Annotated in this window: 2 protein-coding genes; both read left to right on the top strand. The window is 39.6% G+C overall.

Annotated features, from left to right (window positions below; genetic code table 11):
• A partial coding sequence (locus NSQ58_RS26560) for an amino acid adenylation domain-containing protein (RefSeq protein WP_445671684.1) occupies positions 1-5233 on the top strand: 5233 nt, incomplete at its 5' end.
• Positions 5234-5262: 29 nt separating this feature from the next.
• Entirely contained in the window at positions 5263-15372 is a 10110-nt protein-coding gene (locus NSQ58_RS26555; RefSeq protein WP_341058521.1) for a non-ribosomal peptide synthetase, read from the top strand.
• Positions 15373-15376 lie beyond the last annotated feature (4 nt).

The raw sequence follows: 15376 nt of genomic DNA, 5'->3' as shown, positions 1-15376 counted from the left end.
CCTGGGCAGGATCGACCATCAGGTAAAGATAAGAGGCTACAGGATAGAACTGGGTGAAATAGAGAACCGGTTATTAAAGCATGAAACAATAAAAGAAGCAGTGGTATTGGACAAAGAAGGAGCTGACGGAAATAAGTATCTTTGTGCGTACGTCGTACCGGATCAAGAAATAACCGTACAGGGGATGAGGGAACACTTGTCAAAAGAGCTCCCGGACTACATGATCCCTTCTTACTTTATGCAGATGGAAAAGCTGCCATTGACCCCTAATGGAAAAATAGACAGGAAAGCATTGCCCGAGCCTGACGGAAGTATGAGTACGGGAACAGAATATGTAGCGCCGCGGAATGAAGTGGAAGAGAAACTGGTTGAAATATGGCAGGAAGTGCTTGGAGCAAAACAGGTAGGAATAAGGGACAACTTCTTTAAAATAGGCGGAGATTCTATACGTGCAATATCATTAGTCAGCACAATATGCAAAAAGTTGGATATAAACATCCAAATCAGGGATATATACATGAATCCTGATATTGAGAGATTGTCTGCATTCTTAAAAGTAAAAGATACGGAAGCTTTTAACAGTAAGATGGGTAAAGCAAGGGAAGAACTGGAGTTATTTAAACAGCGAATATTGATGAATGAAACTCTCTCAGAAAAGTTACCTTCGGACATGGAAGATATATATCCGATGAGTCACATAGAGCTGGGTATGATTTATCATTCCAAAAAAGACTATGAAAATGCAGTTTATCATGACCAATTTGCATTTCATCTGAATGACAAAGACTTTGATTTCCCAGCATTTAAAGAAGCGATGCTTCTAATGACGTCAAAACATGATATTTTAAGGACGGTTTTTAATTTAGAGGATTTTGAAACTCCTGTGCAAATTGTTTACAAGGGCAGTAGTCTTGATATTGAGCAGATAGATATCATGAATTTTAGCAGGACAGGGCAGGTTGAGTATATAAACAAATATTTGGAAAATGACAGAGCGAATCCGTTTGATATATCAAAGCCCCTTTGGAGGATAAGAATATTCAAACTTGACGCAAACCATATTTGTCTGGTTCTGATATTCCACCATGCTATCCTGGATGGCTGGAGTGTTGCTTCATTGATTACGGAAGTTTCAAACCTATACTCTAAGCTTAAGCAAGAAAAAGATTATATACCAACACGGCTTAAATGCAGCTATAAAGATTATATAGCAGACCAAATGACAATTAAGGACAACCAGGAAGTAATTAATTATTGGAGAGAGGAATTAAGTGAATATAAAAGGTTGAATATGCCTGCAAATATTCATGGAAAAACAAAAAAATCTTATAAAGTAGACCATGTAACACGCCATTTAAGTCAGGAATTTTTAGGTGATTTAAGAAGTACTGCCAGAAGATATGATGTAAGCTTAAAGACACTTTGCTTTGCTGCATACACTTATATGCTCAATATGCTTTCATACGAGGATGACTTTGTCGTAGGTTTGGTAGAAAATAACAGACCTGTATGCGAAGATGGAGATAAGATGCTGGGGTGCTTCTTAAATACGGTTCCCGTCAAAATGTGTTTTGATAAAATCGATATATGGGAGGAATTGATAAAAGTTGCAGAAAAGAAATTAATAAACTTAAAGCTTTATGGAAGACTGCCTTTATTTGAGATCATAAATATCCTGGGCGGAAAAGAAAACAAAGAGGAAAATCCTTTATTTGATACCATATTCAATTATGTGGATTTTCATATATATAACGAGATAATAAACAAAGAAATCGGTGATGTTAAAGATAGAATTTCAGTTGATGAATATGAAGCAACCAATACAAGTCTTGACTTTACAGTAAGTAATACATTCGATGATCTTAATATAAGCTTGATCTACTCGGACAAAGTATTGGAAAGAAAACAGGCAGAAGAGTGTATAGACTATTTTATTAATATTTTAAATATGTTTATCCATAACCCCAAAGGGTCAGTTGACAAGCTTATTATATTAAGTCATGAAGAAAGAAAGCAGTTGCTGATAGACTTTAATGATACTAAGAAAGACTATCCGCAGGACAAAACCATACATGAGCTGTTTGCTGAGCAGGTGGAAAGGACACCTGACAACATAGCTGTGGTATATGAAGACAAGCACTTGACTTACAGGGAATTGAACGGAAAGGCAAATCATTTGGCCAGAGTATTGAGGAACAAAGGGGTAAAGCCTGACCGTATTGTAGGAATTATGGCCGAACGTTCATTTGAGATGATTGTGGGGATATTTGCCATATTGAAAGCTGGAGGGGCGTATCTGCCGATAGATCCTAATTATCCTGATACAAGGATAAAGTATTTGTTGGACGATAGTGGTTCCCAGATCCTTTTGACCTCCAGGACCTTTATGGAAAATAAGCAGATTGATGCGGATATTATATATCTGGAGGAAGAATATTTAAATGAAGAGAACTCAAAGCTTGAAAATGTAAACAAACCCTCGGACCTTGCGTACGTCATTTATACATCAGGTTCGACAGGGAAGCCCAAAGGTGGAATGATTGAGCATACTAGCGTTGTAAACATAATTACAGCCCTCCAGGCCATGTATCCGCTTAAAGCGGAAGACGCTTTTCTATTTAAAACAACTTATACCTTTGACGTATCCGTAGCTGAGATATTTGGCTGGTTCCTCAACGGAGGAAAGCTTGTAATATCACGCCAAGGTGTGGAAAAGGAAGCTATGGAGTTAGTAGAGGTAATAAACAAGCATAAGATAACCCATGTAAACTTTGTACCATCAATGCTGAATATAATGGTACATACTTTAAAAGATAATGGTATAAAACTGCCATCAACTCTCAGGTATATTTTTGCTGCTGGAGAAGCGCTGCCCAAAAAGCTTGTCCATGAGCTTTTCGATGTCTCAGAGAACACATCTCTGGAAAATATCTATGGGCCTACAGAGTCCACGATATATGCAGCGGGTTACAGTATAACAAAGAAAATAGCAGAAGAACTTATAACAGTACCTATAGGGAAAGCTTTACAGAATGTATACCTTTATATACTGGACAAGCACAACCAATTAACTCCTGTAGGAGTGGCCGGTGAACTTGTGATAGGTGGAAGCGGTCTTGCAAGGGGCTATTTGAATAGACCTGAACTGACAGCAGAAAAATTTGTACCTAACCCGTTTATTCCCGGCGAAAAAGTGTACCGCACAGGGGACTTAGTAAGGCGGCTTCCTGATGGGAACATCGAATTCATGGGCAGGATCGACCACCAGGTAAAGATAAGAGGCTTTAGAATAGAGCTTGGAGAAATTGAAGCACATCTGGTGAAGCACACTGCTATTAAGGAAGCAGTGGTTATTGCAAAGGAAGAGCAGCAAGGGAAGAAGTACCTGTGTGCATATATTGTAGGGGAAAATGAATTGACCATTTCCGAGCTAAGGGAGCATCTCTTAAACGAACTACCTGACTACATGGTACCAGCATATTTCATGCAGCTGGAACAGATGCCATTTAATGCCAACGGTAAAATTGATCGGAAAGCATTGCCTGAACCACAGGGGAATATTAATACCGGAGTAGAGCATGTAGTTCCTAGAAACGAAAGAGAAGAAATACTGGCCAAAGTATGGGAAGACGTACTAAAAACTGAAAACATCGGGGTAAAAGATAATTTCTTCAGCCTTGGAGGAGACTCAATAAAAGCCATACAGGTAATGTCGCGTCTTAACGTCCATGGGCTAAAGCTTGAAATGCGGGACTTATTCAAACATCCTGTAATTGAGGAACTCGTCGAATATATACAATCTACAAGCCGAAGAATTCATCAAGGCCCGGTAGAAGGCATAGTACCGATAACACCTATACAAAGATGGTTGTATAAACAAGACAGCAAGGATATCCATCATTTTAATCAGGAAATAATGATATATGGGCGTAACGGATTTGAAGAAGCTATTATTCGAAAAGTATTGTCAAAGCTTGTAGAGCACCACGATATTTTTAGAACAGTGGTAAAAATAGAGGATCAAAATATACTCCAATACAACAAAAACCTTGAAGGTGAACATTTTTCATTGGAAATTGTAGACCTTAGGGACAGCTATAATTACCGGGAAAAAATAGAGCTGGAAGCGTCGAGGATTCAGAGGAGCATGGACTTGTATAACGGTCCTTTAGTTAAGGTTGGTCTGTTTAAGACTAAAGAAGGGGACCACCTGCTAATAGCTATTCACCACCTTGTAGTTGATGGGGTATCGTGGAGAATCATACTGGAAGATTTGGACATAGGATACAGACAGGCGCTAAACAATGATGAAATAAAATTCAGCAACAAGACCGACTCTTTCAAAGATTGGGCACAGAGGCTTGATGAGTATGCCAATAGCCCTGAACTATTAAAAGAAATAAATTACTGGACCAATTTGGAAAAAACTGAAACAATACCGCTTCCAAAAGACCGAGAGATTGAAGAAAGAAGGTATATGAATAACAATAGCGTCAAGATCGAGCTGAGTATTGAAGAGACTGAGAAGATGCTAAAGCGGGTAAACCATGCTTATAACACAGAAGTAAACGACATATTGCTTACCGCCTTGGGATTAGCAGTGAGGGAATGGACCGGAAATGATAAGGTTCTGATCAGTCTGGAGGGGCACGGCAGGGAGGAAATCATTAAAGACATTGACATAAGCAGGACCGTGGGATGGTTCACCACCCAGTATCCCGTGGTGTTAGATGTCAGCGGACAACTCGATATTTCCCGCATGATCAAATCGGTAAAAGAAAACATCAGGCAGATACCTAACAAAGGGATAGGTTACGGCATACTAAAATATCTTACCTTGCCGGAAAACAAAGCCGATTTAAACTTTAATCTAAACCCTGAAATAAGCTTCAATTACCTCGGTCAATTCAACCAGGATAATGTAGACAATTTATTTGGAGTGTCTGATATTCCTGCCGGAGAGTCTACAGGACCAAACTATAAAAGTGAGTATTGTATTGATATTAACGGCGGAACTGTAGAAGGCGGGAAGCTGGAATTAAACTTTAGCTACAACCAGGGCGAGTATGAGAAGAGTACTATTGAAGGGGTAGCGGTGAGTTTTAAAAAGCATTTAGTAAACATAATAACCCATTGTGCAGAAATGGACTATTCAGAAGCTACACTCAGTGATTTTACAGTAGACGATCTGAATATGGATGAGTTTGAAGACGTATTGAATAACTTCGAATAAAAAGAGTTTGTATTTAAGGAGGAGTACTTATGAGTGATTTGAAGAAACAAAACATAAAAGATATGTACCGGCTCACTCCTATGCAGCAAGGGATATTGTACCACTATATGATGGATAAAAATTCAGACGCCTACTTTGAGCAGATATCACTTTCTATAAAAGGCATCCTGGACATTGATTGTGTTGAAAAGAGCGTTAATATCATTATTGAAAAGTATGACGCTTTGAGAACAATTTTTTTGTATGAAAATGTAGCCAAGCCCTTACAAGTAGTCATGAAGGAAAGAAAGCTGTCTGTCAGCTATGAGGATATTACCTCCCTTGCCGAAGAACTAAGGGATAGGTATATAGAAGAATACAGGGTTAAAGACAGAAAAAAGGGCTTTGACTTATCAAGGGATATTTTAACAAGATTAAGTGTAATTAAAACAGGCTACCAATCTTATAACATGGTATGGAGCTTTCATCACATCATTATTGATGGGTGGAGTCTCGCAAATATATTTAGAGAATTTATGGAAAACTATGAAGCCCTGATGAATAGCCGGGAGCCGGAGTCAGGAAAGGTATATCCTTACAGCCGCTATATCAAATGGTTGGAAGGCAGAAATCAGAACGAGGCCGCAGATTACTGGGAAACCTATCTTAAAGGTTACGAGCATCAGACAGTCCTTCCCCAAAACGGCAGGTCTGCAAGTGATGATTTCAGGATTGAAGAAACGGAGTTTAAAATATCTGAACAAATAACTAGCGATCTTGAGAAGTTTGCAGCCAAAAACAATACAACCATGAGTACCATTATAAAGACCATATGGGGGATATTATTACAGCGGTATAACAATACCGATGATGTGGTGTTTGGTGAGGTGGTATCGGGAAGGCCTCATGAAATACAGGGAATTGAGAGCATGGTGGGTTTATTTATAAATACCGTTGCAGTAAGGGTGAGTTGTGATGAGGATAAAACTTTTACCGAACTGATCAAAGAGATGCAGCAATCGGTGCTTGAATCTGACCGGTACAGTTTCTATCCTCTGGCGGATGTGCAGTCAAAAACATGCTTGAAAGATGCCTTGATACATCATGTCATGGCTTTTGAAAATTACCCTATGGATGAAGCGGTTAATGCTTCATCCAGTAATGGCATTTTAAATGTAGTTGGAATGGAAATATTCGAGCAGACGAATTATGATTTTGGGATACTCGTTGATGGCGGTAAGGAATTATCTATTAAATTCAGTTACAACTCACTGGTATATGATGGTAATTTCATAGAAAAAATCAAGGGACATTTTCAGTCGGTAATAGAAATTGTAACCGATAATCCCGATATGCATATTAGGAATATTGATATACTCACCGAAGTGGAAAAGAAAGAAATAGTACACTGCTTCAATAATACAACGGAGGAATACCACAGGGAAAAGACCATTCACCAACTATTTGAGGAACAAGCGGTGAAGACACCTGACAATGCGGCAGTGGTGTTTGAGGGTAAGCAGCTAACCTATAGGGAACTCAATGAGAAGTCAAATCAGCTTGCAAGAGTGTTGAGGGATAAGGGAGTTAAACCAGACAGCATAGTGGGTATTATGGTAGAACGCTCACTGGAGATGGTCATAGGTATATTTGGCATACTTAAAGCCGGAGGGGCATATATGCCTATAGATCCTGACTACCCTAAGGCAAGAATCGAATATTTACTCGAGGACAGCGAGATAGGGGTGCTGATTTCCCAAAAGCAATTCCTGGAGAAAGTGGAGTTTTACGGGAAGTATATAGACATAGAAGATGAAAGCCTTTATGCCGGAAACCCTATGAACCTGGAAGTGGTATGTTCACCGCAAAATTTGGCATATATCATTTATACATCTGGGTCTACAGGAAAACCTAAAGGGGTTATGGTAGAACATAAAGGGGTAGCAAATCTGGAGGCGTTTTTCAAGACCCGCTTAAATGTAAGTGAAAGCGATAGGATTATTCAATTTGCATCAATTTCATTCGACGCTGCAGTTTGGGAAATATTTATGGGACTATTGGCAGGAGCAACACTATATATATCTTCAAGCGATATTATCAATGACTATCGAAGATTTGAAGAATACCTAAATGAAAATGAGATAACTATTGCTACTTTACCACCTCCGTATCTGGCAAATCTGGACCCGGAAAAAGTAACTTCCTTAAAGAAGGTAATTGCAGCAGGTTCGGCTTCCACTCCCGAACTTTTAAAGAAATGGAGCAACAGGATTTCATATATAAATGCTTATGGACCTACTGAGACAACCGTATGTGCAACGGTATGGAAAGCAGATGATTGTGAGACGGCCGATAAGTCGGTACCTATTGGTAAACCTATTACCAATACCCGGGTGTTTATAGTTGATGAAAACAATAATCTTAAGCCCCTAGGTGTTGAGGGTGAACTCTGTGTTTCCGGGGCAGGATTGGCGAGAGGATACTTGAAAAAACCGGAACTTACCAGGGAAAAGTTTGTACCGAACCCATTTATGCCTGGAGAACTGATGTATAAAACAGGAGATCTTGCAAAGTGGCTTCCTGACGGGAATATTGCATTTGCCGGCAGAAAAGACCACCAGGTTAAAATAAGAGGGTATAGAATCGAGCTTGAGGAAATAGAAGCAGCCCTTTTGAAGCATGCTGATATAAATGAGGCGGTGGTCATTGACCGGGAGGATTCAAGTGTAGGCAGGTATCTTTGCGCTTATATAGTGTCTGACCGAGAAGTGACAGTGACCGAAATAAGGGAGCTTATATCTAAAGAGCTGCCCGATTATATGATTCCATCCTATTTTATGAGGATAGCAAAAGTACCGTTAACCATAAATGGAAAATTGGACAGAAAGGCGCTGCCGCTGCCTGATGGAAGAATAAATACAGGAACAGAGTATGCAGCGCCTTCAGGTGAAGTGGAGGAAAGGCTTGCGCTGCTGTGGCAGGACATCCTTGGAATAGAGAAGGTAGGAAGAAATGATAACTTCTTTATGCTCGGAGGACACTCGTTAAAGGCAACAAGCCTTGTAGCAAGAATTCACAAAGAGTTCAATGTAGACATACCTCTTAAGGAAATATTCAAGACACCAACCATCTTAGAAATTGCCAGCTACATTGAAGACTCAAAGGAGAGCCTATATCAGTCCATTCAACGTGCTGGGGATATGGAATATTATCCCATGTCATCCGCCCAGAAAAGACTATATATATTAAACCAGCTTGAAGGAGCTGGAATCGCCTACAATATACCTGGCATAATATTGCTGGAAGGTACTGTTGATAAAGCACGTTTTGAGCAGGCTTTTCATAGTCTGATAGAAAGGCATGAGAGCTTTCGAACCTCCTTCCATATGATCGAGGAAGAGCTGTCTCAGAAAGTCCATGACAAGGCGGACCTAAGTATCATGTACCTGGAAACCAGTGAAGAGAAGGTTCCCGAAATAGTGGAGAAATTCATAAGGCCCTTTGACCTTGGAAAGGCTCCACTATTAAGAGTTGGACTTGTAAAGATTGGAGAAGCCAGACATATTATGGTGTTTGACATGCATCATATCATATCGGATGGAGTGTCCAACGACATACTGGTAAGAGAGTTTATAAGCTTATATGAAGGGAAAATACTTCCTCCACTGCGTATACAGTACAAGGACTACTCAGTTTGGCAGAGGGAATTGTTTGCAGGAGCTGCCATAAGTAAGCAGGAGGAATTCTGGCTCCAGACCTTTCAGGGAGAGATCCCTGTGCTGGATTTATCCACCGACTACCCAAGACCCGCAGTACAAAGCTTTGAAGGAGACTACATCAGCTTTGAAGCTGATAGCGAGCTTGCGGTTAGACTTAACAAGCTTGGATCAGACAATGGAGCTACATTATATATGACGCTTCTTGCTGCATACAATGTGCTGTTATCTAGATACACTGGACAGGAAGATATTATTGTGGGAAGTCCTATAGCTGGAAGGCCTCATGCTGACCTTCAAGACATCATAGGTATGTTTGTAAACACTCTGGCCATGAGAAACCACCCGCAAGGAGAAAAGACTTTTATTGAATTCTTGAAAGAAGTTAAAGAAAATGCTTTGAAAGCATACGACAATCAGGACTATCAGTTTGAAGAATTAGTGGATAAGCTGGACATAAGGAGGGATATGAGCAAGAATCCCCTCTTTGATACCATGTTTGCCATATACAATGTTGGAAAAGCAGAGCTCATAACGTCTGATCTAAGCTTCAAGCCGTACAACAAAGGGATAGAAGGCAGAATATCAAAATTTGACATCACCTTAAATGCATTTGAGACTGAGGATGGTATAGCCTTTGAACTCGAATACTGTACAAGACTGTTTAAGAAAGAAACAGTTGAAAGACTTGGGGCTCATTACATCAATTTGCTGGAAGAAATTGCAGCATACCCCGAAAAAAGGCTTTATGAAATCGAAATGTTATCACAGGAAGAAAAACAGCAAGTATTATACAGCTTTAACGATACTGCTCTCGAATATCCCCTGGATAAAACCATACACCAAATGTTTGAGGAGCAAGTGAAAAAGACTCCTGATCATATTGCAGTGGTTTTTGAAGGTAAACAATTAACCTACCGAGAACTGAATCAAAAGGCAAACCAATTGGCCAGGGCATTAAGAGAAAAGGGAGTAAAGCCTGATGATATTGTAGGCATAATGGTGGACCGCTCGCCTGAAATGGTTATAGGTATAATGTCAGTAATCAAGGCTGGGGGGGCGTACCTTCCTGTAGATCCTAATTATCCATTGGAAAGAAAAAGGTATATGATGGAGGACAGCAAGGCCAAAATTTTACTCACCCAAAATCATCTTATGGATCGTGATGATTTCGATGGTGAGATTATTGATTTATCTGATTATGATTATAATTTTATAAACGATGTGAATATAAAATGTATAAATAAGCCTGGTGATACAGCGTACATCATCTATACCTCTGGCTCAACGGGAAACCCTAAAGGTGTTTGCATTGATAATAAGAGTGTATTAAACCTGGTAGAGGGTCTGTTCCAGAGAATATATAGCAAATATGAATCACCGTTGAATGTTTGCCTCATTGCCCCTTATGTTTTTGATGCTTCGGTGCAGCAGATTTTCGCAGCACTGCTAATGGGGCATGCATTGTACATTGTACCGGAGGAAGCAAGGAAAGACGGTAAAAAGCTGCTGGACTTCTATAGTGAAAATAGGATTGATATTTCGGATGGAACGCCCATACACGTAAATATGATGTTAAATTCTCCTCCTATAGATAATAACCTAAAAGTGAGACATTTTATTATAGGCGGAGATGTTCTTCCATTTGATGCAGTAAAAGACTTCCTAAGCAGATTTGAGGATGTGCAACCTTGCATCACAAATGTTTATGGTCCTACCGAATGCTGTGTGGATTCTACGGAATATTTGATTACTGCGGCGGGGCTTAGTAGATTGGATAATATCCCCATAGGCCGTCCTTTGCCAAACACCAGAGCATGCATACTTGGTAAGAAATTAGAAGTAAATCCTATAGGTATCGCTGGGGAATTATATATATCTGGGGATGGTCTTGCCAAAGGCTATTTAAACAAGACGGGGCTTACTGCAGAAAGATTTGTATCTAACCCGTTTATAAAGGGAGAAAGAATGTATCGTACTGGGGACTTGGCAAGATGGCTGCCTGACGGGAATATAGAATTTTTAGGCAGGATGGACCACCAGGTAAAGATAAGGGGATTTAGAATAGAACTTGGAGAAATAGAGGCTCAGCTATTAAGACATGCTTCAATAAAAGAAGCTGTGGTTATTGTAAAGGAAGACCAACAGAAGAACAAGGATCTGTGTGCATATTTCGTTGGGGAAAATGAACTGACAATAACTGAACTAAGGGAATGCCTTTCAAAAGAATTGCCCGAGTATATGATCCCGGCATACTTCATGCAGCTGGATGAAATGCCTTTGACAGCCAATGGTAAGATAGACCGGAAGAACTTGCCCCACCCTGCTGCTCATTTAAATACTGGAGTAGAGTATGAAGCACCTTCAGGTGAAGTGGAAGAGAAGCTTGTACAATTGTGGCAGGATATCCTGGGGGTTGAGAAAATAGGGAGAAATGATAATTTCTTTGTGCTTGGGGGGCACTCATTAAAAGCAATAAACTTTGCAGCCAAAATTCACAAAGAGTTCAATGTAAATATATCTCTTAAGGAGATATTCAAGCTGCCGACAATTGCAGAAATTGCCAAGTACATCCAGGAAGCCCAAGAGAGTATTTATCAATCTATCCAGCCCACTGGAGAAATGGAATACTATCCTATGTCGTCTTCCCAAAGAAGGCTGTATATATTAAATCAGCTTGAAGGAGCAAGGGTGGCATACAATATGCCAGAGTTTATGTTGTTAGAAGGCAGTATTGATATAGAACGTTTTGAGAAAGCCTTAGATCAGCTGGTAAAAAGGCATGAGGCTTTCCGGACCTCCTTCCATATGGTAGATGGTGAACCGGTGCAGAAGGTCCATGATGAGGTGGAATTTAGTATCATGTACATGGAAACCGGCGAAGAAAAAGCCTCAGAAGCAGCAAATGAATTCATAAGGCCATTTGACCTTGGCAAGGCTCCTTTACTAAGAGCAGGGCTCGTAAAAATTAGAGAAGACAGGCATGTCATGATGCTTGATAAACACCATATCATATCTGACGGGGTGTCGGATGAAATACTGGTAAGAGAATTCATAAGCTTGTATGAAGGAATGAATCTTCCAGCACTTCAGATTCAGTACAAGGACTATTCCGTATGGCAGAATAAATTGTTTGCTGACGGCACAATCAGTAAACAAGAAGAATACTGGCTCCAGGCATTTAGGGGAGAAATACCAGTACTTGATATGCCGGTAGACTACCCAAGGCCGGCTATACAGAGTTTTGAAGGCGATATGGTCAGTTTTGAAACAGGCCGGGAACTTGCACATAAACTGAACAAGCTTGCCGTGGATCATGGAGCAACACTGTATATGGTGCTTCTAGCTTCATACAATGTGCTTCTTTTCAAATACACCGGACAGGAAGATGTCGTAATTGGAAGCCCTATAGCAGGAAGGCCACATACAGATTTGCAGGACATCATAGGCATGTTTGTCAATACCCTAGCTATGAGGAATTACCCTCAAGGTAAAAAGAATTTCAGCGAGTTTTTGATGGTAGTAAAAGAAAATGCTCTAAGGGCTTATGAAAACCAGGATTACCCATTTGAGGAACTTGTGGAGAAGCTTAGCATTAAGCGGGATTTGAGCAGAAATCCGCTGTTTGATACTATGTTTGTCTTGCAAAATAAAGAGGCATCAGAATTTAAGATGAATGGGCTAAGGTTCATGCCCTATGATAATGAGTTCAGGGCGTCCAAATTTGATTTGACCCTAAACGCCCAAGAGACCCAGAATAATATTGTATTTGGGTTAAAGTATGCTACTCGTCTGTTTAAGAAAGAGACAATAGAAAAACTTGGGGTCCATTTCATCAATGTACTGGAAGAGATCACAGCTTACCCCGAAAAGATGCTGTCCGAAATAAATATACTATCTCAGGATGAAAAACAGCAAATACTAAATAGTTTTAATGATACAAAGGCAGAATACCCTAGGGATAAGACTCTACATGAGCTGTTCCAAGACCAAGTGGAAAGGACACCTGATAATGTAGCTGTAGTGTTTGAGGACAAGCAATTAACCTACAGGCAGCTCAATGAAAAGGCAAATCAGCTTGCCAGAGCACTAAGAAGTAATGGTGTAAAGCAAAACAGCATAGTTGGAATAATGGTAGAAAGATCCGTAGATATGCAGGTTGGAATACTGGGAATTTTAAAAGCAGGAGGTGTCTATTTACCAATTTCAACCAAACTTCCTGAACTAAGAATAAAAAAATTACTGGAAGATAGTAATGCAACTATGCTGTTGACGCAATCACATTTAGCGGATAAAGCAGAGTTTTACGGTAATATATTACTGCTTGATTCCCCTGAAATATACATTGGAAGTGCTGAAAACCTTGATAAAATAAATAAACCAGAGGACTTAGCTTATATCATTTATACATCGGGATCTACTGGAGTTCCGAAGGGTTCAATGATAGAGCATCGAAGTGTAGTTAACTTGGTTTATGGACTAAGAAAGCTTGTCTATGAAAATTATGATAATTATTTAAATGTTGCCCTTGTGTCCCCTTACTTTTTTGACGCATCTGTAAAACAAATATTTGCGGCTTCTCTCCTTGGCCATACGCTGTTTATAGTTCCTGAGGATACAAGGCTAGATGGTGAGGGCCTTCTAAAGTACTATAACAGGAATTCAATTGCTGTTTCAGACGGAACACCAGCACATATAAAGCTTTTAACAGATACTGCCAGGCCTGGCGAAAGTCTTTCAGTTATGCAGTTTATTATCGGAGGGGAAGAACTTTCATGTAAAGGTATACAAGGTTTCTATGATCGGTTTAAAGATAATAACCCTACTATAACAAACGTTTATGGTCCAACAGAATGCTGCGTAGATTCAACTTATTACCATTTAAGCCGTGAGAAGGTGAGAAATCTAACAAGTATACCTATAGGTATGCCATTGCAGAATTATAAGATATATATACTTAATGAAGACATGAATATCTTACCGGTTAATACAACTGGTGAAATATATATATCTGGAGATGGGCTGGCAAAAGGCTATTTGAACAAACTTGAATTGACTACGGAAAAATTTGTAGCTAATCCTTTCAGCTCTGGAGAAAGAATGTATCGTACCGGTGATCTTGGAAGGTGGCTTCCTGACGGAAACATCGAATTTATAGGCAGAGTAGACCATCAGGTAAAGATTAGGGGCTTTAGGATAGAGCTTGGGGAAATAGAAGTGCAGCTATTAAAGCATCCTTCAATAAAAGAAGCTGCGGTAATTGCAAAGACAGACCAGGAGGGCAACAAGTATTTGTGTGCTTATATAGCAGGGGAAAGTGAATCTACAATATCAGATTTAAGGGCGCTTCTCTTAAAAGAACTTCCCGATTACATGATACCACAATACTTTGTTCAGCTGGAAAAGCTGCCTTTGACAGCCAATGGCAAAATAGATCGGAATAATTTACCCCAAAATGACGGTACTTTAGCTACATCAGTAGAGTATGTAGAGCCTTGCGGTGAAGTTGAGGAGAAGCTTGCACTGCTGTGGCATGATGCCCTTGGAGTACAAAAAATTGGTGTGAATGATAACTTCTTTGAACTGGGAGGATACTCACTGAAGGCAATATCCCTTATAAGCAGAATTTATGAACAGTTAAATGTTGAGGTACCACTAAAAGACTTTTATATGGCCCCAACCATAAAGGAAATTGCCCGTTTTATACACAATACGTACGCCAATGATTATATTACACCAAGTCCGGCAATTCATTTTAATTCAGCAATGGAGAGTCTTATGTTTGCATTCCCTCCAGGAGGAGGAAATGGAATAGCTTATGGTAGTTTATCAAAACAAATGAATGCTTATTCCATATATTCCTTTGACTTTATAGAAAATGAGAGCAGGATGGAGGAGTATGTGAAGGCAATTACTTCTGTCAAACCCGAGGGCCCATATATTCTATTTGGTTACTCGGCAGGAGGTAATCTGGCATTTGAAGTTGCTAAAGTATTAATTGAAACTGGACATCATGTATCCGATATAATCTTTCTGGATTCGGCTAAATCATTTGTCCTTATTGAGGAAGAAAGCGAAGATGCTAAGAAACTTGCTGAGCAACAGGATAAAGAATTTATAGAAGAAAATGAGAAACTTATAAAAGGCATGTTTGGAGATAACCAGGCAGTTATTGAAAAGGCCATTGAAAGAATGAGAAATTATCATAAATACACTAGAAGTGTTATAAACTCGGGACAGATAAACTCCAATATCCATCTTATTATATCACAGCAGCAAGACAATGAAGGTGAAGCTGATTTATGTGAAGGATGGAGAGAGGCAACAACGGGAGAGTTCAAAGTATATAACGGATTTGGCAGTCATTTTGATATGTTAAGTACAGGATATATAGATAAAAATGCGGCTATTATTAAAGAAATATTGGAAGAGATCAACCAATAGTTCA

Origin of the sequence: Paenibacillus sp. FSL M7-0134, assembly GCF_038007865.1 — a bacterium.
Lineage (GTDB): Bacteria > Bacillota > Bacilli > Paenibacillales > Paenibacillaceae > Paenibacillus > Paenibacillus polymyxa_B.
Note: the sequence above shows the minus strand (reverse complement) of the source record. Positions and strands in the feature narration are given on the sequence as shown.